Source organism: Erwinia wuhanensis, assembly GCF_030484085.1.
Taxonomy (GTDB): Bacteria; Pseudomonadota; Gammaproteobacteria; order Enterobacterales; family Enterobacteriaceae; genus Erwinia; species Erwinia aeris.
On the sequence record NZ_JAUJUH010000002.1, the window covers coordinates 630,269 to 651,295 of the forward strand.

At 58.1% G+C, this 21,027-nt stretch carries 23 protein-coding genes; 9 read left to right on the forward strand and 14 right to left on the reverse strand.

Features of this window, described 5'->3' with window-relative positions:
• Window positions 1–17: 17 nt before the first annotated feature.
• Window positions 18–707, reverse strand: coding sequence for a phosphate response regulator transcription factor PhoB (gene phoB / locus QZH36_RS07480; RefSeq protein ID WP_125288383.1), 690 nt, complete (start codon window positions 705–707; stop codon window positions 18–20).
• Window positions 708–905: 198 nt separating this feature from the next.
• Between phoB and sbcD the strand changes: the two genes are divergently transcribed.
• Together sbcD and QZH36_RS07490 are read left to right on the forward strand one after the other, a co-directional pair.
• Window positions 906–2,114 carry an exonuclease subunit SbcD gene (gene sbcD / locus QZH36_RS07485; protein ID WP_253455092.1) on the forward strand — a complete coding sequence of 403 codons (1,209 nt, stop codon included), beginning with the start codon at window positions 906–908 and terminating at the stop codon, window positions 2,112–2,114.
• On the forward strand, window positions 2,111–5,779 hold the full coding sequence (locus tag QZH36_RS07490; RefSeq protein ID WP_301729897.1) for an SbcC/MukB-like Walker B domain-containing protein: 3,669 nt from the start codon (window positions 2,111–2,113) through the stop codon (window positions 5,777–5,779). The genes sbcD and QZH36_RS07490 overlap by 4 nt, the downstream gene beginning before the upstream one ends.
• Here QZH36_RS07490 and QZH36_RS07495 read toward each other — a convergent pair.
• The gene (locus tag QZH36_RS07495; protein ID WP_301252292.1) at window positions 5,752–6,708 is read right to left on the reverse strand and encodes a LysR family transcriptional regulator; all 957 of its coding nucleotides are present in this window, start codon (window positions 6,706–6,708) and stop codon (window positions 5,752–5,754) included. The two genes, QZH36_RS07490 and QZH36_RS07495, sit on opposite strands and share 28 nt — an antisense overlap.
• 98 nt (window positions 6,709–6,806) lie before the next feature.
• Between QZH36_RS07495 and QZH36_RS07500 the strand changes: the two genes are divergently transcribed.
• Together QZH36_RS07500 and QZH36_RS07505 are read left to right on the forward strand one after the other, a co-directional pair.
• Window positions 6,807–7,241 (forward strand): DMT family transporter, encoded by a 435-nt coding sequence (locus QZH36_RS07500; RefSeq protein WP_253455097.1) that lies wholly within the window; start codon window positions 6,807–6,809, stop codon window positions 7,239–7,241.
• Between the two features lie 7 nt (window positions 7,242–7,248).
• Window positions 7,249–7,719 (forward strand): DMT family transporter, encoded by a 471-nt coding sequence (locus QZH36_RS07505; RefSeq protein ID WP_253461091.1) that lies wholly within the window; start codon window positions 7,249–7,251, stop codon window positions 7,717–7,719.
• A gap of 238 nt (window positions 7,720–7,957) precedes the next feature.
• Here the strand turns inward: QZH36_RS07505 and QZH36_RS07510 are convergent, their stop codons facing one another.
• The 3 genes from QZH36_RS07510 to QZH36_RS07520 are packed head-to-tail and all read right to left on the reverse strand — an operon-like array spanning window position 7,958 to window position 9,647.
• Window positions 7,958–8,605: a DUF799 domain-containing protein gene (locus QZH36_RS07510; protein ID WP_301252291.1), complete on the reverse strand. Its 648-nt coding sequence runs from the start codon at window positions 8,603–8,605 to the stop codon at window positions 7,958–7,960.
• Complete coding sequence (locus QZH36_RS07515) at window positions 8,605–8,958, reverse strand: DUF4810 domain-containing protein (RefSeq protein ID WP_253455101.1); 354 nt, start codon at window positions 8,956–8,958, stop codon at window positions 8,605–8,607. The genes QZH36_RS07510 and QZH36_RS07515 overlap by 1 nt, the downstream gene beginning before the upstream one ends.
• 11 nt (window positions 8,959–8,969) lie before the next feature.
• Window positions 8,970–9,647, reverse strand: a complete 678-nt coding sequence (locus tag QZH36_RS07520; protein ID WP_253455103.1) for a CsgG/HfaB family protein — start codon at window positions 9,645–9,647, stop codon at window positions 8,970–8,972.
• A gap of 238 nt (window positions 9,648–9,885) precedes the next feature.
• Here QZH36_RS07520 and QZH36_RS07525 point away from each other — a divergent pair, with 238 nt between their 5' ends.
• Window positions 9,886–10,287 carry a cell envelope integrity TolA C-terminal domain-containing protein gene (locus QZH36_RS07525; RefSeq protein WP_301729898.1) on the forward strand — a complete coding sequence of 134 codons (402 nt, stop codon included), beginning with the start codon at window positions 9,886–9,888 and terminating at the stop codon, window positions 10,285–10,287.
• A gap of 36 nt (window positions 10,288–10,323) precedes the next feature.
• On the opposite strand, the gene qhpR is transcribed toward QZH36_RS07525, so the two are convergent.
• Together qhpR and QZH36_RS07535 are read right to left on the reverse strand one after the other, a co-directional pair.
• Window positions 10,324–11,376: an AraC-like transcriptional regulator QhpR gene (gene qhpR / locus QZH36_RS07530; protein WP_301729899.1), complete on the reverse strand. Its 1,053-nt coding sequence runs from the start codon at window positions 11,374–11,376 to the stop codon at window positions 10,324–10,326.
• 62 nt (window positions 11,377–11,438) lie between these two features.
• A complete protein-coding gene (locus tag QZH36_RS07535; protein WP_301252332.1) occupies window positions 11,439–12,443 on the reverse strand; it encodes a phosphotransferase enzyme family protein in 1,005 nt (334 codons plus the stop codon).
• Between the two features lie 218 nt (window positions 12,444–12,661).
• On the opposite strand from QZH36_RS07535, the gene eat reads away from it, so the two are divergent.
• The gene (eat, locus tag QZH36_RS07540) at window positions 12,662–14,026 is read left to right on the forward strand and encodes an ethanolamine permease (RefSeq protein WP_301729900.1); all 1,365 of its coding nucleotides are present in this window, start codon (window positions 12,662–12,664) and stop codon (window positions 14,024–14,026) included.
• Window positions 14,027–14,118: 92 nt separating this feature from the next.
• Window positions 14,119–15,030 carry a recombination-associated protein RdgC gene (rdgC, locus tag QZH36_RS07545; RefSeq protein ID WP_253455107.1) on the forward strand — a complete coding sequence of 304 codons (912 nt, stop codon included), beginning with the start codon at window positions 14,119–14,121 and terminating at the stop codon, window positions 15,028–15,030.
• Window positions 15,031–15,252: 222 nt separating this feature from the next.
• Here rdgC and ppnP read toward each other — a convergent pair whose 3' ends face one another.
• The 4 genes from ppnP to aroL form a co-directional block, all read right to left on the reverse strand.
• Complete coding sequence (gene ppnP / locus QZH36_RS07550; protein WP_253455108.1) at window positions 15,253–15,543, reverse strand: pyrimidine/purine nucleoside phosphorylase; 291 nt, start codon at window positions 15,541–15,543, stop codon at window positions 15,253–15,255.
• A 44-nt stretch (window positions 15,544–15,587) separates the two neighbouring features.
• Window positions 15,588–16,295 carry an AroM family protein gene (locus QZH36_RS07555; protein WP_301729901.1) on the reverse strand — a complete coding sequence of 236 codons (708 nt, stop codon included), beginning with the start codon at window positions 16,293–16,295 and terminating at the stop codon, window positions 15,588–15,590.
• Between the two features lie 382 nt (window positions 16,296–16,677).
• Complete coding sequence (locus QZH36_RS07560; protein ID WP_125288368.1) at window positions 16,678–16,869, reverse strand: YaiA family protein; 192 nt, start codon at window positions 16,867–16,869, stop codon at window positions 16,678–16,680.
• 129 nt (window positions 16,870–16,998) lie between these two features.
• On the reverse strand, window positions 16,999–17,523 hold the full coding sequence (aroL, locus tag QZH36_RS07565; protein WP_253455110.1) for a shikimate kinase AroL: 525 nt from the start codon (window positions 17,521–17,523) through the stop codon (window positions 16,999–17,001).
• Window positions 17,524–17,821: 298 nt separating this feature from the next.
• On the opposite strand from aroL, the gene QZH36_RS07570 reads away from it, so the two are divergent.
• Window positions 17,822–18,535: a DUF2076 domain-containing protein gene (locus tag QZH36_RS07570; RefSeq protein WP_301729903.1), complete on the forward strand. Its 714-nt coding sequence runs from the start codon at window positions 17,822–17,824 to the stop codon at window positions 18,533–18,535.
• Between the two features lie 53 nt (window positions 18,536–18,588).
• Here the strand turns inward: QZH36_RS07570 and QZH36_RS07575 are convergent, their stop codons facing one another.
• The 3 genes from QZH36_RS07575 to QZH36_RS07585 form a co-directional block, all read right to left on the reverse strand.
• Window positions 18,589–19,041 (reverse strand): YaiI/YqxD family protein, encoded by a 453-nt coding sequence (locus tag QZH36_RS07575; protein WP_301252283.1) that lies wholly within the window; start codon window positions 19,039–19,041, stop codon window positions 18,589–18,591.
• Between the two features lie 80 nt (window positions 19,042–19,121).
• Entirely contained in the window at window positions 19,122–19,565 is a 444-nt protein-coding gene (locus QZH36_RS07580; protein WP_253455113.1) for a DUF421 domain-containing protein, read from the reverse strand.
• Window positions 19,566–19,574: 9 nt separating this feature from the next.
• Entirely contained in the window at window positions 19,575–20,093 is a 519-nt protein-coding gene (locus QZH36_RS07585; RefSeq protein WP_253455114.1) for a hypothetical protein, read from the reverse strand.
• 98 nt (window positions 20,094–20,191) lie between these two features.
• Here QZH36_RS07585 and proC point away from each other — a divergent pair, with 98 nt between their 5' ends.
• Entirely contained in the window at window positions 20,192–21,001 is an 810-nt protein-coding gene (gene proC, locus QZH36_RS07590) for a pyrroline-5-carboxylate reductase (RefSeq protein ID WP_253455115.1), read from the forward strand.
• Window positions 21,002–21,027: the final 26 nt, after the last annotated feature.

A 21,027-nucleotide genomic window follows, 5' to 3' on the forward strand; every position in this document is an offset into this window, starting at 1 on the left:
AACTCCAGTGGGGACAATCAGTAACGCGCAGAGAAGCGGTAACCCGTTCCGCGCACTGTCTGCACCATACGATCGTGCCCGGTCAGTTCAAGTGCCTTACGCAGACGGCGAATATGCACGTCTACAGTACGATCTTCCACGTACACGTTAGTGCCCCAGACGTTATTAAGCAACTGCTCGCGGCTGTAGACGCGCTCGGGGTGCGTCATAAAGAAATGCAGCAGCTTATATTCCGTCGGCCCCATCTCCAGCGGCTGCGTTGCCGACATCACGCGGTGCGAGGAGGGATCCAGGCTCAGGCCCTGAATTTCAATCACCTCTTCCACCGCCATGGGCGAAATACGGCGCATCACCGCTTTGATGCGGGCCACCAGCTCTTTGGGCGAAAAAGGCTTGATAATATAGTCGTCCGCGCCCACTTCCAGCCCGCGCACGCGGTCTTCCTCTTCGCCGCGCGCGGTCAGCATCATCACCGGAATATCGCGGGTCATCGCCTCGCGTTTCAGATGGCGGATAAACTGAATACCGGTGCCGCCGGGCAGCATCCAGTCCAGCAGGATCAGATCGGGCCACGGCTCAATCAACAGATTAATGGCGCTGTCATAATCTTCCGCTTCTATCGGCTGATAGTCATTTTGCTCCAGCACAAAACACAACATCTCACGGATTGGGGCTTCATCTTCGACCACCAGAATGCGCTTAGCCATTATTGCTCCTGCGTTTGTGACGGAATGTCACTGGATATGCGGCGTCATTATGCGTCAGATTTATGACACTTTTATGAAAAAAGCGCCGGCTAATCATCAGTTTTATAACACTTTCAGCAGGATGGAAATGCGTAGCTGAGGTTTTTTGGCCAGGCGTTTATAATCGGCGTTTCGCTTACCTGACACTGAAGGGACGCTATGCGACTTATTCATACCGCCGACTGGCATCTGGGCCAGTTTTTTTACACCAAAAGCCGGGCGCCGGAGCATGACGCTTTTCTGACATGGCTGGTCGGACAGGTTGAGCAACATCAGGTCGATGCCGTGATCGTCGCGGGCGACGTGTTTGATACCGGCTCGCCGCCCAGCTACGCGCGCGAGCTTTACAATCGGTTTGTGGTCAGGCTGCATCAGACCGGCTGCCAGCTGATTATTCTGGCGGGCAACCACGACTCCGTCGCCATGCTGAACGAATCGCGCGAGCTGCTGGCCTGTCTGAATACGCGGGTGATTGCCGCCGCCAGCGAGGATCCGGCCGATCAGGTGCTGATGCTGAACCAGCGGGACGGTCAGCCCGGCGCGGTGCTCTGCGCTATTCCTTTTTTACGCCCCCGCGATATTACCGTCAGCAAAGCGGGTCAGTCGGGACGGGAAAAACAGCAGACGCTGCTGGAAGCGATTACTCACCACTATCAGCGCAGCTACGCGGCAGCGGTGCAAATACGCGGCGAGCTGCCGCTGCCCATTATTGCCACCGGCCATCTGACCACAATGGGCGTCACCAAAAGCGACGCCGTACGCGACATCTATATCGGCACGCTGGACGCTTTTCCCGCCCAGGCCTTTCCCCCTGCGGATTATATCGCGCTGGGCCATATTCACCGCGCGCAGCGCATCGCCGATACGGATCATATTCGCTACAGCGGCTCGCCCATTCCGCTCAGCTTTGACGAGCTGGGACGCGATAAAAGCGTGTTCCTGGTCGATTTCGCCGACGGCCAGCTACAGCAGGTCATGCCGCTGACGGTGCCGCTCTTTCAGCCCATGCAGATGATTAAAGGCTCGCTGGAAGAGATCGAGCGCCAGCTGCGCGAGATCCAGCCGCCGGAAACGGGGCAGAAAGTCTGGCTGGATATCGAAATCGCCACGCAAACCTGGCTCAACGACCTCCAGCGGCGTATCCAGGAACTGACGGAAAGCCTGCCGGTCGAGGTGGTGCTGCTGCGCCGCAGCCGCGAGCAGCGCGACAGCATTATCAGCCGGCAGAACAACGAAACCCTGAGCGAGCTGAGTGTGGAGGAAGTCTTTCAGCGCCGTCTGGCCGCCGAAGAAGAAGAGCCGGAGCGCATCGCGCGCGCCACGCTGCTGTTCAGCCAGACGCTGGCGGACATGGAGGAGCCATCATGAAGATCCTGACGCTAAGGTTTAAAAACCTCAACTCGTTGAAAGGCGAATGGAAAATTGACTTTACCGCCGAACCGTTCGCCAGCAACGGGCTGTTCGCCATTACCGGCCCGACCGGCGCGGGCAAAACCACGCTGCTGGATGCCATCTGCCTGGCGCTTTATCACGAAACGTCGCGGCTGGGTAAGCTGTCGCAGTCACAGAACGACCTGATGACGCGGGATACCTCAGAATGCCTGGCCGAGGTGGAGTTTGAAGTAAAAGGCGTCGCCTGGCGGGCGTTCTGGAGCCAGAACCGCGCACGCGGTGCCGTAGACGGCAATCTTCAGGCACCGCGCGTCGAGCTGGCCCGCTGCGACAATAACAAAATCGTCGCCGACAAGGTAAAAGACAAGCTGGAGATGCTGACCGAGCTGACCGGGCTGGATTTTGAGCGCTTCACCAAGTCGATGATGCTCTCGCAGGGACAGTTTGCCGCCTTTCTTAACGCCGACGCCAACAGCCGCGCCGAGCTGCTGGAGGAGCTGACCGGCACGGAAATCTACGGTCGCCTTTCCGCCAGCGTTTTTGAGCGGCATAAAAACGCCCGTGGCGCGCTGGAGAATCTGCGGGCGCAGGCCGCCGGGATGGCGCTGCTGGATAATGAACAGGTTCAACAACTTACGTTACAGTCAGCCCGGCTGCTGGCAGAGGAGCAGGCGCTCACTTCGCAGCTTCAGCATCGGCAGCAGCTGCTGCACTGGCACCAGCAGTACCAGACGGCGCTACAGGCAAAAGAAGCGGCCGTCGCCGGGCAGCAGGAGGTGGAAGCGGCCTGGCAGGAAGCGATGCCGCAGCTGAACCGGCTGCAACAGGCCGAACCGGCGGAAAAGCTGCGCCCTCAGTGGCTACTGCGCAATCAGCATCGGCAGGATCGGCTCGCGCTCGCTGAGCAGCAGCAGCACATCAATACGCAGCGCCAGCAGGCTCAACAGCAGCTGGACAAGCTGGCCGACGAGCTGAAAAAGGCGGAGGCGGCCCGGCAGCAGCACGAAAACGACAGGCAGCAGCAGGAGACGCTGATCGCCGAACAGCTGCTGCCGCTGGATAACCGTATCGACACGCTGGCCCAACAGAACCAGGCGCTGGAAAAAGAAGTAAGCGATTACCAACTTCATCTTAACGCGCGCCAGGCCGCGCTGCATCAGGCCCAAAACCAGCACAAGGAAAACGCGGCCCGCCAGCAGGAGCAGCAGCGCTGGCAGCAGCAGCACGCCCATTTTGCCCACTGGGGAGAATCGCTGCCGCTGTGGCGCGCGCGCTTCGAACAGCGGCAGCAAAGCGAACAGGCGCTGGCCGCGCTGCGCCAGCGTATCCACGAACAGCAGCAGGCGGTCAGCCGACTACGGCAGCAGATTGCCCAGGCGGAACAGCAGGCGCAGCCGCAGCAGGCTCAGCTTGAAGCGCAGCAAAAACAGGTCGCGGAAGCCGAAGCGGCGTTAACCAGCCAGCGGCAGCAGCGTTCCGAAGAGCAGCTACAGGCCTCGCTGACCAGGCTACAGCAGCAGCGGCCGCAGCGGCAACGCCTGGCGCTGATCGCCTCGCAGTGGCCGCCGCTGATGCAGCGAAGCCAAAGCCAGCACAACGAGCGCACCGCGTTGCAGCAGCAGCTCCAGCAGGCGCAAACCGATCTGCAAAACCTGCGTAGCGGCTGGAAAGAGAAGCGGCAGCATTTGCAGGACCTGGAAAAACGCTGCGAGCTGGAGCAGCGCATCGCCGATCTGGAGCAGTATCGCGCCCGGCTGGAGCCGGAACAGCCCTGCCCGCTGTGCGGCTCCTGCCAGCATCCCGCCGTCGCCGACTATCAGGCGCTTGAGCTTTCTGAAAACCAGCAGCGCCTTGCCGCCTTAAGGCTGGAAGTCGACCAGCTGAAGGATCGCGGTACCGCCAGAGGCGAACAGGTGAAAAGCCTGCAGGTGCAGCTGGACAAGCTGCAGCGCGAGCTGACGGAAAGTGACAGCGAAGCGGCGCGCCTGCGCGAACAGTGGCAGAGCACGGCGCAGGCGCTGGGCCTGAGCGCTTCGCCGGACGATCTGCAACAGACCAGCGACTGGCTGACCGCTCAGGAACGCCAGGAAAGCGAAACGCAGACGCAGCTGCTGGATTTGCAGCAGCGCGCCCGCCAGCTTCAGCAGCAGAAAGATCGGCTGGCGGAAATGCAGAAAGCGCTCAGCGAGATGAAGCAGCAGCAGGAGCTGGCAGGTCAGCAACTGCTTACTTCTGTCAGAACGCAGGAAGAGCTGGAGCAGTCGCTCGCCCAGCAACAACAGCAGGCGCAGCAGCAGCATGACAGCCTGCGCGCTGCGCTGGCCGAACGGGATCTGACGCTGCCGCCGGCGGAGGAAACCGAAAACTGGCTGCATGAACGACAGAAAGAGTGGGATGCGTGGAACACTGTTGCGCAGTCGCTGACGGCTTCGGCTTCGCAGCTGACCGCGCTGGCCGCGCAGCAGCAGGCGTTGCAGGAAGAGATCGCGCGTGAACAGGCGCAGCTGATCCAGCGTGAGCAGCGCAGCCAGGCCGGTCAACAGGCGCTGGCCGTCCTGCGCGACCAGCGGCGACAGCTGTTTGGCGACAAGGTGGCGGCCGAGGTGCAGCAGCAGCTGCGCGCGCTGTCGCAGCAGCATCTTGAGCGCGGCCAGCAGCTACAGCAGCAGTGGCAGCAGCGGCAGAACCAGTTAAATACCCTGACCGGACAGCATAATTCGCTGGACGAGCAGCTGACCATGCTGACGCACAGGCTGGAACAGGCGCAGCAGGCCTTTAGCGCGGCGCTGGAAGCCAGCGACTTCAGCAGCGAGGCGGCCTTTACGGCGGCGCTGCTGGATGAAGATCGGCTGCGGCAGCTGCAGGCGCTACAGAAAACGCACGAGCAGCGACGCCAGCAGGCAGCGATCCTGCTGGCTCAGGCAGAAAAAACCCTGACGGCGCTGCCGGAAAAGCCGCAGGATCTGTCGGAAGATCCTTCTGCGCTGCACGCCGCCGTGGAGAGCCTCTCGCAACAGCTGAAAGAAAACGCCCGTCAACAGGGCGAGACGCGACAGCAGCTCAGCAGCGACGCGGCCCGCCGCGAGCAGCAAAAAAACCTGCTGGCGACCATTGAGCAGGAAACGCGCCAGGTTGAAGACTGGAGCTATCTCAATCAGCTTATCGGCTCGAAGGAAGGCGATAAGTTCCGCAAATTCGCCCAGGGCCTGACGCTGGATCATCTTGTCTGGCTGGCGAACAACCAGCTAAACCGCCTGCACGGCCGCTATTTGCTCCAGCGCAAATCGCAGGAGGCGCTGGAGCTGCAGGTCGTGGATACCTGGCAGGCGGACGCGCTGCGCGATACGCGCACCCTTTCCGGCGGCGAAAGTTTTCTGGTGAGCCTGGCGCTGGCGCTGGCGCTCTCGGATCTGGTCAGCCATAAAACGCAGATCGAATCGCTGTTTCTGGACGAAGGCTTCGGCACGCTGGATGCCGCTACCCTGGACGGCGCGCTGGATGCGCTAGACGCGCTGAACGCCAGCGGTAAAACCATTGGCGTAATCAGCCATGTGGAAGCGATGAAAGAGCGTATCCCGGTGCAGATCAAGGTGCGCAAAATCAACGGACTGGGTTACAGCCGACTGGAAGTGCCGGGCTGAATCTGCCAGTAAAGCGGCGAGCCGAAAGCCTCAACAAAATGGTCGATGACCGCCCTGACGTTAAGAGGAGGATGCCGCGTATGGGGGTAAATCGCAGCGATATGCTGCGGCTCGGTAGTGATAGCGGCAGCAAAATCCGGCAGCAGCCTGACCAGCTCGCCCGTTTGCAGTCTGTCGCCGATCAGCCAGTCCGGGTAGAGCAGCAGCCCCATGCCCCCCAGCGCGGCGACCAGCAGCGTTTCCGCATGGTTTGACGCCAGCAGCGGCGACACGGGATAGTGGATCCACTCCCTGCCCGGCTGGCGGAAAAACCAGCGGTTCGGGCCGGACGAACCGCGGTAAACCAGACAGCGGTGGCGATGCAGTTCGTCGGGATGGACAAGCGCGCCATGCTTACGCACATACTCAGGCGAAGCGGCCAGATAATAGTATTGCGTGCCGAATACGCGGGCGTGAAAAGAAGAATCGGTCAGCGCGCCGATACGAAAGATCACATCAGCCGGTTCTTTATGCGGATCGATATAGTCATCGGTTTGCATCATCTCGATGGTCAGCTGCGGATAGCGTTCGGCTAATGCCGCGAGGCCAGGCGCGACGTGCCGCTGGCCAAAGTAGATTGGCGCGTTAATCCGTACCAGACCAGAAGGCGCCAGCGTTCTTTCGTGCAGCGTTCTGCGCGCCTCCTCCATATTGCCGGTTATGCCGCGCGCATAATCGATAAATAGCCGCCCGCTTTCCGTGGGCGCTATCGCGCGGGTATTGCGATAAAAAAGCTGCTGGCCCAGCGAATCCTCCAGCTGATGGATCACGCGCGACACCTGAGAGGCGGAGATGCCCTCACGTCTGGCTACCGCCGAGAAGTTTTGCGCATCGTAAACCGCAATAAAGAGTTTTATCGCGCGCAGATTGACCGATTCCAGACCCGGCATTAATGCATTTCCTGCAAAAGTGTTTACCGCACTATAGCATTTCTATCATCTCTCGACCGCTGTAACCTTCCGCGCCTGATTAACGGGGAAATTTTGCTATGCAACTTTTATTGATTGTCCTGGTTATTGCCGGCGGTATGGGCCTGTCCGTAGAGGCAGGCCTGTTAGGGCCGCTGGGCGGAGAAGTGGGCGACCTGTGGGCAACCTTCAGTATTTTCGGTGTTGGCGCCGCGCTGACCTTTCTGCTGATGCTTTTTTTCAGCCCGCGCAACAGCCCGTCGTTTTTTGCCCAGCCCGGCTGGCAGCTGCTGGGCGGCGTACTGGGGCCGATTTACGTGGTTATCCTTACCGTTGCCACGCCGACCATCGGCGTCGCGATGACCATGATCGGCATTCTTGCCGGGCAGGTGTTTAAAAGCCTGATCATCGATCACTTCGGCCTGCTGGGCACGCCGCAAAGAAAAACGGACGGCAAGCGCCTGATCGCGCTGCTATTTATTGTCGTCGCGCTGGTATTGGTGGCAAGGGGGTAAAACAATGATAACGATTTTGATGATTATTCTGGCAGTGGCTGGCGGCGCGATGCTGAGCATTCAGGCCGCGATCAACGGCCAGTTGGGCAGTAAAGTGGGCGTGTTCCGCTGCGCCTTTCTGACGTTTTCCGTCGGCGCGCTGATTACGGCTCTGCTGATCTTTTTCTTTGAACCGAAGCAGGCGGTCAGCCTGCTTGACGTGCCGAAGTGGCAGCTGCTGGGCGCGCTGTGCGGCGTTCCCTACATTGTGATTATGGTGCTGGCGGTACAGCGTATCGGGACGGCGGTCGCCACGGTGGCGGTGATCTTCGGCCAGCTAGCGATGAGTATGCTGATTGATAATTTTGGCTGGCTGGGCAACGCGGCCGTGTCGTTTTCGGCCAGTCGTCTGGGCGCTATTGTTTGTCTCGGCATCGCCCTGTTCTTTATCTACGCCAGCAACCGCAGTAAAAACGCGGCGGCCGTCGGGCGCGACTGACTAACGCCCTGCAACGTGAAAAAGCAACGGCCCGGCACGCGTGAATGCGAGCCGGGCCGTTTTGCCTTCGCCAAACGGTAAACCATCAGATTTTACCGTTTTACTTAGCCAGACGGTAAACCGTCAAATTTCACCGTTTTACATAGCCAGACGGTAAACCATCAAATTTCACCGTTTTGCCTTCGCCAAACGGTAAACCATCAGGCTTCACCGTTTTACTTAGCCAGACGGTAAACCGTCAGATCTTCCCGGCCTTAGCGCGCGGGCCTGGCAGAAGCGCACCGTCGTCGCCAGCCGTCAGCAGGCGGGCGCTGGTAATGGCCGCGACATCATGGGCTTTATCCGAGACGTTGCTGGCGATCTGGTGCACGGCGGCGGCGATCAGCATCCCCAGCGCGGACTGATTATTGTTGCTGCTCTCATTATCGGAGGCCGTCGCCGACCCGCTCCAGATCTGCTTGCCGCTGCGTAAATCCACCAGTTTTGCCGAAGCGGTCACGCGCGTTTCGCTGTCCACGATCAGGTATTTAGTGCCGTAGGTGTTGATATCAATATACAGCGCCGCGTCGGCGTTAAAAATATCGTGCAGCTTAGTGGTGGAAACGCTGCGAATATCCGTGGCGTTGTTCAGACCGTTCTGCTTAAAGGTTTCCTCAACCACCGCCACGGGGAAAACGTAATAGCCGGATTCCGCCAGCGGCTGGGTGACCAGCGAAGTAAGGCTGTGCGCCGCCGCGATATCCGTTGTGTGGTTCTCCGCAGGCAGTACCAGAATGGAAGCGGGCTTGCTGGCGCGAAACGCGCTGTAGTCATGCGGCGTTTTCTTTGCGCAGCCGGTCAGCGTGATAACGGCCAGCAGAGCGGTAAAGGCGAAAAGCTTTTTCATTATTTTGCTCCCTGCTTATTACGCATCAGGAAATCCATATAAGAAGCGGACTCAGGAAAAGCCGTTTTCTCGGCGGTAAACTGTTGGAAAGCTAAATCGGGCTGGCCAGCGTTAACATAAAGTAATCCCAGCTGCGCGTGCAGGCCCGGTGCCACCGGTTTATTTTTGGCTTTCGCCTCTTCAATCACTTTATTCAGCGTAGCGATTTCTTTTTCCGGCGCGCTGCCGTTTTGATAAAAGCTGTAAAGCGAATTCTGGTAGTCGCCCCAGTAATAGATATTTTCTTTTTTCTGCGCGCAGGCAGTTAACAGCAGTGCCGTGGCAACTGCTGCGGTATATTTTATTACTCGCATTTTTTTCTCCGTTATTTAACCGGACGCCACGCGCCTGATTCCAGACCGCTGACCAGATGATTTACCGCTTCGCGTACCGCCAGGTCCATGACCTTGCCATTAAGCGTGGAGTCGTAGCTGGCGGTGCCGCCAAAGCCGATGACTTCGCGGTTGGAGAGTGCGTATTCGCCCGCGCCCTGCACGGAGTAGACCACTTCTGAGGTCGCCACGTCGACAACGTTCAGGTTGACCTTCGCATAGGCTACCTGCGTTTTGCCACGGCCCAGGATGCCCCACAGCTGCTGATCGCCGACTTCTTTACGACCGAATTCGGTAATATCGCCGGTGATAACGTAATCCGCGCCTTTAATCGTTTGAGTACTGTGCTTATAGCCCGCTTCGTTTTTCAGCTCATCAAGGTTGGCACGATCCAGCACGTTAAAACGACCGGTTTGTTGCAGATGAGTAATAAGAATGGTTTTAGACTGATTGCCCAGGCGATCCACGCCGTCAGAGAAAATACCGTTCATATAAGAAGAGCGGTTATCGAATTTGCCAATGGCTATCGGGCTTTTTGCGCCCTGATATACCGGCTGGCTGGCAGCAGCTACCTGCGGCGCTTCAATAGCTCGGGAGGATTCGGTGGCGCAGCCGCTAAGCAGCGCGCAGCTTAATAAAGAAAAAGCAACAAGGTTATAACGATATTTCATTCTTTTCTTTTCCATGAATAAAAAAATACATCCAGCGTCCGCGCGCAGAATACAATAATGATGCAGAAAAACACAGGAAATAATAGCGTTTGACGAACAAGCGGTATTTTACTGCCTGGCCATGACAGGGAAATAATCTGTAAATGGCCCAGGATCGCCGGAATAACCTGTCAGCCTGAGGCTAACAGGCTAAACTATCGGCTTACATCAGAAAACCTTTAGTAATCATGGGAAAAAAATGCCATCGGGAATGATTAAAAGCGGACTGACGCTGCTGGCGCTGCTGCTGACGGCCTGCCACTCTCCGCCAGAAGAGCCGCGTCCTGTACCGGCCACGCCGCAGGAGATGCAGGCATGGGCGGACAAAGTCTGTAGCGGCCGCACGGAGAATAACTGTCGCTATTTCGCTGAGATGCAGTACGGCATTCAGCGCAATTTTTATAATGCGCATCGCTATCATGGACGCGCCTGTACCGTCACCGTCACCTGGCGCCAGAACGGCCGCTACGGCGTACAGAGCACCCAGGGCGATGAACAGCTCTGCCTGAAAGCATGGGGCGTGATCGGCAGCGCGGAAAACCTGCCGCCGCCGCCGCCTTCGCTGCCGACCTCAATGGTTATTGAGCTGAAGCCTGACTAGCTGGCCGGCTTCAATGGCTATCGAGCTTAAGCCGGACTAGCTGGCCTGCCGCCACTGGCGCGGGCTGACGCCAAACCAGCGCCGAAAAGCGCGCGAAAAGGCGCTGACTTCTGAATAGCCCAGCAGCAGCGCCATTTCGGACACCGGCAGCTGCCGCTGCTGTAAATACCAGGTCGCCAGCTCGCAGCGCACCTTGTCCACCAGCGCGGTAAAGCTCAGGTTCTCTTCGCGCAGGCGGCGCTGGAGCGACCAGCTCGACATGCCCATTTTTTCTGCCACCTCGGGCAGCGCCGGCTCGCCCTGCATCAGCATCAGACGCACCTGCGAACGCGCCCGATCGACCACGCTCTGGCGCGGCGTCGCGCTGTTCAGACGCCGGATCGCGTCCTGCATCACCAGCAGCAGCATCGGATCGCTTTCCGGCATCGCGCGCGTCAGCTCTTTTTTAGGGATGATCATCGCATTGCAGGGCTGTTCAAACCAAACAGGTGCGTCAAAGACTTTGCAGTGCTCATGCCACTGCTCGGGGCGGGGATGTTCAAAGTGCACTTCTCTTGGCGCCCAGTGCCTGCCGGCAACGTGACGGATCAGGTTCATAAACATGCCCATCGTCAGCTCGGCGTCCTGCCTGCGGCATAAAATCGCGCCGTGGCGCACCTGGTAGTCCAGACGCCAGCAGTCGCCTTTGTCGGTCAGCCGCGTCAGGGTATCGTGCTGATGCCACGGAAAAGCGTTGACGACGTTGTGCAGCGCCTGCTCCAGCGTGGCGGAGCAAAGCCCGACATAGCCAATCAGGCCTAATGACTGCGGTTTAAACTGCCTGCCGTAGTGCAAACCGAAGTTATCAAACCCTGAGCAGCGCGCCGCTTCCTCCATTACCCGGCAGTAGTTAACCAGCCCCAGGCTCAGCGTCGGGCTGGCGAGCTGCTCCGGATCGATGCCGCTGACGCCGAAAATGCGGTCGACGTCGCCGCCTTTTTCCGTGATAAATTCACCGAGGCCGCTGGCAGCGGCGGCCAGCACGCCATGGTTACAGCCAGCATTCAGCACCGCTGCCATCTCAGGCCGTTTGATCGCTCCGCTTTCCATTATTTATCGCCTCGCTGCAGAAAACATTCTGCTTACTCAGCAATTTCTATACCAGCTGGCGGCTAAGCGCCCACCGGCAGCTCGCTGGTTTCAAGGTAGCGATGGCAGAGGCGCACCGAATGATCGGCCCACAGCGGCCCCAGGCTCAGCGCCATCGCGGTCTGCGCGTGCGAGCCGACCCAGGCCAGCAGCTGTATACGGCGCTGTATAAGCAGCGTCGGCACCAGCGCCAGCTCCGCATCGCTGATATGCGCCACCTGCTCATAGCCTTTGATCCAGTTGTCCACCCATTGCGCTGCACGAGGATGGTGCTCCACAAAGCTGATGGCTGCCGCAAGATCGTGCAGATACCAGCCCATGCCGCAGTCGTCGAAGTCAATCACCCGCGTTTCGCCTTTATGCCGCAGCAAATTGGTCAGGCGCAGATCGGCATGGATCAGGCCATAGCGGGAAGGATCTTTGCCGAATCGGGCCAGCTCTTCGCCAGCGCGGGTAATGGCCTGCTCCACCACGCCGCGATCGTCACGCCGCAAGCCCGGCGCGTCTCGCCAGTCGCCCCAGTGGCTTTGCGGGCTGACCATGGTCTGATGATCCCAGATGATGCGCTGGAAACCCGCCGGTTTTTGCCAGCTTTTGCTGTGCTGATGCAGCCGCGCGGTGATTTGGCCAAGATCCTGGAACGCGCGGGGATCGACGTCGGTGTCCGGCATCTCGCCTTCGATCCAGTCGAACAGCACCGCGTGGCGCAGGCTGCCGTCCGCCAGCCGCAAATCCTGAACGGTCTGCCCTTCCCGATCGGCAAGCGCCTGCGGCACCACGATACCCGTTTCGCGCAGCGCATCCAGCCAGCGCAGCTCGCTGAGGATATCGGCGCGCTGATGATAATTGCCGCGATGCAGGCGCAGCGCATAGCGTTTTCCGGCGGCCTCCAGCAGAAAGGTAGCGTTCTCCGAGCGGCAAAGCAGGCTGAGTTTGCCCTGTAAAGCGGCCGGATAGCGGCTCAGAGCGCGGTGGGCAAGCGCCAGCAGCGCGGCATTGGTCAGGTCGTCATATTGGCTGGTCATCAGTGTGGCTCCCGAAAGAAGTTGATACGGCCTGAACCAGCATGGCGTGACGCTTCCTCAATCGCTTGACCGCAGGTAACCCTCTTTTGACTTTAGCGTACAGCGGGCACTTTTTTTGCTTGTGAGTTGACAGCAGAGCGCAAAAATCCTTATGCCCGCGTCAAGTTTCCCCGGGACGACGGCTGCATTATCAATCAACACTTACTGGCGGGAACAGCGATATGACAAGCAAGCTAAAGCCTACTCTGGGCACGATACATTTGTGGGGCATTGCGGTAGGCCTGGTCATTTCCGGCGAATATTTCGGCTGGAGCTACGGCTGGGGCGTGGCGGGCACCATGGGTTTTCTGGTGACGACCGCCCTGATTGCCCTTATGTACACCTGCTTTATCTTCAGCTTTACCGAACTGACCACGGCGCTTCCGCACGCGGGCGGCCCTTTCGCCTACAGCCGCCGCGCCTTTGGCGAAACCGGCGGGCTGATCGCCGGTATGGCGACGCTGATTGAGTTTGTCTTCGCTCCCCCGGCCATTGCCATGGCGATCGGCGCTTACCTTAACGTGCAGTATCCGGGATTGAATCCTAAATATGCCGCGGTCAGCGCTTACCTGATTTTTATGACGCTGAATATCCTGGGCGTCAGGCTGGCGGCCATGTTTGAACTGGTGGTGACGGTGCTGGCGGTGATCGAGCTGCTGGTCTTTATGGGCGTGGTCGCACCGGGCTTCAGCCTGAGCAATTTTACCGCGCACGGCTGGGCGGGCAGCGAAAGCTTCGGCCTGCCCGCCGTCTCCGGCATTTTTGCCGCTATCCCTTTTGCCATCTGGTTTTTTCTGGCCATTGAAGGCGCGGCGATGGCGGCCGAAGAGGCCCGCGATCCCAAACGCACCATCCCTAAGGCCTATATCGCCGGGATCCTGACGCTGGTGGTGCTGGCGATTGGCGTGATGCTGCTGGCGGGCGGCGCGGGCGACTGGCGCAGGCTTTCGGACATCAACGACCCGCTGCCGCAGGCCATGAAAATGATTGTCGGCGAGCACTCTAACTGGATGCATATGCTGGTCTGGATCGGTCTTTTTGGCCTGGTCGCCAGCTTCCACGGCATTATTCTCGGCTATTCGCGCCAGTTCTTCGCGCTTTCTCGCGCGGGCTACCTGCCCGCCGGGCTGGCGAAGCTTTCCCGTTTTCAGACGCCGCACCGCGCTATTATCGCCGGCGGCGTGATTGGTATCGCCGCCATTTTTAGCGACGGCTGGATCAATCTTCAGGGCATGACGCTGACGGCGGCGATGATCACCATGGCGGTGTTTGGTGCCATCGTAATGTACCTGATGAGTATGTTAAGCCTGTTCCGTCTGCGGCGTAGCGCGCCGGATCTGGAACGCAGTTTCCGCGCGCCAGGCTACCCTGTTGTGCCCGGCATCGCGCTGCTGCTGGCGCTGGTCTGCCTGGTGGCGATGCTGTGGTTTAACCCGGTTATTGGCGGGCTGTTTGCGCTGTTAATGGCCGCTGGCTACGGCTATTTCCTGCTGACCAAAGCCCAGCGCGCCAGCGCGCCGCGCGATGCGATGCTGGTCGGAGAATAACGACAAAAGGCAATGAAACCCCGTCGCCGATTCGCTATCATGCGCGCTGACTTTGAATGAGCGCGCATGACGCGCCGGAGAGGGAAAGTACAATGCTGTGGTTTAAAAATTTGATGGTATATCGTCTGAATCGCGAGATCCCGCTGGCGGCAGACGAAATGGAAAAACAACTTGAGGCATTCTCTTTCACTCCCTGCGGCAGTCAGGACATGGCGAAAACCGGCTGGGTTGCGCCGATGGGATCCAAAAGCGATGCGCTGACCCACGTCAATAACGGACAGATCCTGATCTGCGCCCGCAAAGAGGAGAAAATCCTGCCGTCGCCGGTGATCAAACAGGCGCTGGAAGCGAAAATCAGCAAGCTGGAAGCGGAGCAGCAGCGCAAGCTGAAGAAAACGGAAAAGGATTCGTTAAAGGATGAAGTGCTGCACAGCCTGCTGCCGCGCGCCTTCAGCCGCTTCAGCCAGACCTTTGTCTGGATCGACACCGTTAACAACATGATTATGGTCGACTGCGCCAGCGCCAAAAAAGCGGAAGATACGCTGGCCCTGCTGCGTAAAAGCCTGGGGTCGCTGCCGGTGGTACCGCTAACGCTGGAAAGCCCGATTGAGCTGACGCTGACCGAATGGGTTCGCTCCGGCGATACGCCGGCGGGCTTTGCGCTGATGGATGAAGCGGAGCTGAAAGCGCTGCTGGAAGACGGCGGCGTGATCCGCTGTAAAAAGCAGGATCTGGTGTGCGATGAAATCGCTAATCATATCGAAGCGGGCAAGCTGGTAACGAAGCTGGCGCTGGACTGGCAGGAACGCGTGCAGCTGGTGCTGTCGGACGACGGATCGTTGAAACGCCTGAAGTTCGCCGATACGCTGCGCGAGCAGAATGACGACATCGACAGGGAAGACGTGGCGGCACGCTTTGATGCCGACTTTATCCTGATGACCGGCGAGCTGTCTGCACTGATAGCCAATACTATCGAAGCGCTGGGCGGCGAAGCGCAGCGTTAAGCAAAGCACGGAGGCCGGATGCCCGGCCTCTCTGCATCACGCTTTCAGGTAACGACAAAGCCAGGAAACACGAAGGCCGGATGCCCGGCCTCTCTGCATCACGCTTTCAGGTAACGACAAAGCCAGGAAACACGAAGGCCGGATAACCGGCCTCTCTGCATCACGCTTGCAGATACCAGCAAAGCCAGGAAACACGAAGGCCGGATGCCCGGCCTCTCTGCATCACGCTTTCAGGTAACGGCAAAGGTAGGAAGAAGGTTCGGCTACCTGCAGGTGAAACTCGCTGTGGCCCGGCACGTTGAAAACCTGGCCCGGATCGTAGTGACGCCATTCGGTTTCGCCCGGCAGCAGCACTTTAAACGAGCCGCTGACCACGGTCATCTCTTCCGGATCGCCGGTGCTAAAAGTATACTCTCCTTCCGCCATCACGCCGACGCTGGCGCGCCCTGTGCTGGCGCTGTCAAACCCGATCGATTTCACTTTTCCTTCGAAGTACTCGCTGACGTTGAGCATGGCACTATCCTTTATCAGAGATGAAAACGGGCGGCCCGTAATCGTTACGCTACCAGCTCTGCGGCCAGTCCGGCCAGCAGCACGTTGGAGAGCAGTACAGGGATACCCAGCAGTTTTTGTAAGAAATCACGATGACGCTGCTGATAGCCCAGGCAGTCCAGCACCACAACATCGGCGCCCTGCTCCTGAAGCTGTAGCGCGGCGTCAATCAGCTCGTCGTCGTGCTTTACCCAGGGATTGGCTACGGCAAAGCGAGGCCCTGAAGACAGACTTTGCCACTTATAGCCCTGCTCGCCCAGATATTCTTTTCGCGCCACCATGACGCCGACCTGATGGCCGTCGGTAATGGCGTTAACCAACGGCGGCAGCATACGGTACGCATCCAGCAGAACAGCGCTGCTGGTCTTAAGGTTTTTGTACTCGCCTGCGCAAAGAACCAGAATATTTTCAAATCCTTCCGCTTCCAGCTTGTTGATCAACTTTTGCAGGGATGCCTCGACCTTCGCGGCAGAGAGAATGACGAAAGAGCCATCCTCCATGTGCGTCATCGTCACCTTTTCGCCCGCTACCGGCCCATAACGCTGTTCGATGTCGGCCGCTGAAAGGCCGTCAAGCAATCCGAAGTGTGCAATATTCTCTTCAGGCAGGTGTTCCAGCAGCAGAGGCAGCAGATCTCTGCGAGGCGCCTTTCCTAAGGTTAAGGTAGCCAGTTTGTGGGTATTGCTTTCTGCCTCATTAAACACGTCGGACATAAAACTTCCGGAAAACAGGATATCAGTTCCGGAAAAAGACGACGGATTTGGATGGGAAAGCGGAGTGGTGAAGATCTCGGTCAATGGTCTGTCCAGTTAAAGGCGATGGAAGCGTCAGGCTTATAAACTTGCAGCGAAAATATGACGCCAGTCGCTTTCGGTCAAGCCCGGATCCCATGATACAAATATCAATACACAGCAAATTATGTTGGTAATTTGTCTTCTGCCGCAAAATTATTTTTTGCTTGAGCCAGACAGCTTGCTGTCGCAACAGCAGCGGTCGTTTTGGCAGAAGATTCGCCTGAATTACAGGTGGTAGCGCTTACATTTTAACCACGCCTTGCTGTGCTCCGGTGTTTTACGGCGTCCATGCCGTCATACGTTACTCTTTTTCGATATCTTCATAACGAGCTTTAGCGTCGACCGCTTCCTGCTCGCTTTGGTGCTCACTGATTAGCGTATCCGGCTTAGGATGATCGGCACGAAGTTCGTACCAGGTGACACAATTTTCTTCCGTTCCTTTTTTTATCGGAACAATATGCGCTTCACGAGGATAGGGCGGTCTGCCAGGCATATCTTTTCCCTCCTTAAAGTATTACCGAGCTGGCCGGGATTTACCGCGCGGCCAGCTTCCGTACTTCAAGTATAGACAAAGGCTGATAATTCTCTGTCCGCTCTGCGCAACTTGGGAAAAATCGTAGGTTTAACTGGCGCGAGCCAGCGCCAGCGCGCTAATAATTTCCTCAACCACGACCTCAGGTTGCTGCATGGCATCGATAATATAGTGGGCCGCCTCATGATAAAGCTTATCGCGGGCGGCCAGCACGTCGACCATTTCATCAGCAATAGGTCGGCCCGTTAACGTGGGCCGCTGCGCCTGTTCCGGATAGGCTTCCAGCCTGGCGGCCAGTACGGCGGCATCGGCTTTCAGATAGATAACCTGGCCGTGCTCGCGCATAAACTGCCGGTTTTCCGCTGCCAGCACCATGCCGCCGCCGGTAGCAATAACCGTGCGATCGGCCGTTACCGCCTGTAAAGAAAGCGACTCGCGCTGCCGGAAGCCCTGCCATCCTTCAGCCGCAACAATTTCCGTGACGGTCAGTCCGGTGGTCTGCTGCAGATGTTTGTCCGTATCGCTGAAGGCGTAGCCCAGCGCCAGCGCCAATGCCTGGCCAACCGTGGTTTTTCCGCAGCCGCGCGCGCCGATAAGATAGAGGGGTAAGGACATGGCGAAAAATTCCTCAGCCTTGTTTACTGGCCGCTTAGCAGCAACCGGCAGTGAATAATGAGAGGCAGGCATCATACCGAGAATTCTTGTTTGTCACCAGCAGTCACTTTTTCTTTACACCCATTGCACGACAGAAACAGCACATCCCTTTGATATAAAGCAAAAATAGCATGTAAACCTCCCGTTACAGCCATTTTAGCCTGGCGGTAAGCCCGGCAACATTTCCTTACCCGAACCTCGTTTACTTTCCCCGGTTCTGCCCCAAAATAAAGGGACAGCCCGTTAATGAGGATCTCTTATGCAGAGCGAAGAACAAAAGTTAATTGAAAGCCTGTTTGGCCGACTGAAACAGGCTGAAACCCAGTCCGGCCCGCGTGATGCCGCCGCAGAAAAACTGATCCAGCAACAGCTTCAGCAGCAGCCTGGCGCGCCTTATTACATGGCGCAGGCGATCCTGATCCAGGAAGCGGCTCTGAAACAGCTGAACAATCGGGTGAGCGAATTAGAGGCGAAGCTGGCGGCCCAGCCGCAGCAAAGCAGCGGCGGCTTTCTTTCCGGCCTGTTTGGCGGCGGCCGCCAGCAGCAGCAGCAGCAGCAGCAGCAGCAGCAATCCTACAACGCGCCACAGCAGCAGTCTGCCTGGGGCAATGCACCACAGCAGCAGCAGCCGTGGAATAACGCGCAGCAGCCCTATTCTGCGCCCGCGGCGCCTTCGGCTGGCCGAGGCTTTTTAGGCGGCGCGCTACAGACGGCGGTCGGCGTGGCGGGCGGCGTAGTGATGGCGGATATGCTGACCAGCATGTTCCACCACTCGCAGCCGGAAGAGATCGTAAACATTATTAACGAACCGGCGCTGCCGCAGGAAAGTTTTGACAATAATCTGGATACGTTTAACAACGGCACCGACGCCCCCTTCCTGAATCAGGATGCCGGACTGCCGCAGGATTACGCCAGCGACTACGATAATGATTTCGATAACGGCGGTTTTGACGACGACGACAGCTTTGTCTGAATAAGGTCGAGGCTGGTTGCATAAATGAAAGGCGGGGATTTCCCCGCCTTTTGCTATTTGCCGCGCTGCGCCTGTAGCCATTTATCCAGCTCGTTGGCGAACTGCTGACGGTCGCGCTGGTTCAGCGTCGCAGGGCCGCCGGTCTGCACGCCGCTCGCCCGCATCGTGTCCATAAAATCGCGCATGGTCAGCCGCTCTTTTATCGTCGCCTCGCTGTAGCGTTCGCCGCGCGGATTCAGCGCCACGGCCCCTTTTTCCATCACTTCCGCCGCCAGCGGAATATCCGCCGTGATCACCAGATCGCCGGGTTGCGCCCTTCGAACAATTTCATTATCCGCTACGTCAAAACCCGCCGGCACCCGCAGCGTGCGTAAGAAACGCGAGGGCGGCACGCTCAGCGACTGATTCGCCACCAGCGTCACCATTACCTGCTCGCGCTCCGCCGCACGATACAGCACTTCTTTAATTACCTTTGGACATGCATCGGCATCTACCCAGACTGGCATCGCCCTTTCCTTTATCAACACAACACTGCCTGCGATCTTGCCTGGCTTTTCAGGAATGGCAACCTGTTATTCACCGCATCTTAGCGCTGCGGGATAATACTGATCTTGCCGTTCTTCTCCAGAATAGCGAATTTGATCTGATCCAGCCGCTCCAGCCCGGCGGTGCTGCGGGCAGAATTCAGGATATCCTCTTCGGAAATGCCCGCTTTTCTGGCTCTTTCCGGCAGCAGACTGCCGTTTTCCACCAGGATTAGCGCCGTGCCGTCAATCAGCATATCCAGCCGGGGAAAACGCGCCTTCAACATGCCGAACAGGATGTCGACCACCACCAGGGTGATAATCGTCAGCGATGCGCCGGTGACCGAAAAATCGTTGCCCAGCAGCGCCTGCTGCGTCGCCTCGCTGATAATCAGCAGCAGGATCAAATCAAACGAGGTCATCTCCATCAGCGTGCGGCGTCCGGCGATTTTCAACACTACCAGCAGCAATAAATACATACTGGCAGCCCGCAAAACGGTTTCCATAATTGGCTCCTAAGGATAAATCCACTGGGTAAACTGCACGCTGGTTTTATTGTCCAGCGTCACGGTAACCGGATAGCGGCCAGGGTTCTGCGCCTGTAGGCCAATCCACACCGTCGCGCCGTCGCGATAGCGAGGAGAAGACCAGTGCAGTTCAAGAGCATTGCCACGGCTGAACGCCTGCTGCGGCTGCGGCTGAAGCGACTGAATTTGAAAGTTGTCCATCTCCTCGCCGTTGAGCACCAGCCTGAAGTCACCGTCCTGCTGCGGCCTGATGCGGATAGTCATCGACATATCGCTCGCCAGCCGCCCGAAACGCTCGTATTCCACCTCCAGGGCGCCGTCTGCCGACTTCACCCGTTTGTTGCTCAGCATCCCTTTTGAGAAAAGCCCGCAGGCGCCCAGGATCACGATAGTAAACAGAAAAAGATAGCCAATACGCTGTATCCGCCATTCAATCCGCTGCAGGCGCATATGCTCCTGAACCGGATAGCGGCGGCTGTCCATTTCATTTTGTTTCTTTAGATTCATCTGCGGCTCCTGGTTGTTGCTTAAGCGTAGCCGAAGCTGAATTAAGCCGGGTAATGACGTAAGCTGAACGGAATGAAAAGACAAAAAGAGGCAGAAGGATGATGAAAAAAATCGGTTTTATCGGCTGCGGTAATATGTCGAAAGCTATTATTGGCGGCCTGGTTGCCGCCGGCCAGGTGAAAGCGGAAGACATCTGGGTTTACGATCGCAAGCCCGAAACGAATCAGGCCATGCACGAGCAGTACGGCATTACGCCGGGCAGCAGCGCGGAAGAAGTCGCGAAACAGGCCGATATTTTATTCGGCGCGGTGAAGCCCAACGTTATTCTTAGCGTACTCAAGGAAATTTCCGGCTGCCTGAACAAAGATACCGTGGTGGTTTCCATCGCGGCTGGCGTCACGCTTGATTCGCTGGCGCAGGCGCTGGGGCACGATCGCAAACTGGTGCGCGTAATGCCCAATACGCCAGCGCTGGTCAATGAAGGCATGACCTCCGTGACGCCGAACGTGCTGGTGACCAAAGAAGAAGCGGATGAAATCGTGGCGATTTTTAACGGCTTCGGCAAGGCGGCGCTGGTGCCGGAATATCAAATCCACGCCGTGGTCGGCGTCAGCGGCTCTGCGCCGGCCTACGTTTTTATGTTTATCGAGGCGATGGCCGACGCGGCGGTGCTCGGCGGGATGCCAAGAGCGCAGGCCTATCAGTTTGCGGCGCAGGCGGTAAAAGGCTCCGCGCAGATGGTGCTGGAAACCGGCAAGCATCCCGGCGAGCTGAAAGATATGGTCTGCTCGCCAGGCGGCACCACCATCGAAGCGGTAAAAGTGCTGGAGGAGAAAGGATTCCGTGCGGCGGTCATGGAAGCGATGCAGCAGTGCATGAACAAGTCGGAACGGATGAGTAAAGATTGACCCACTTCAGCCCCTCATTACGGAGG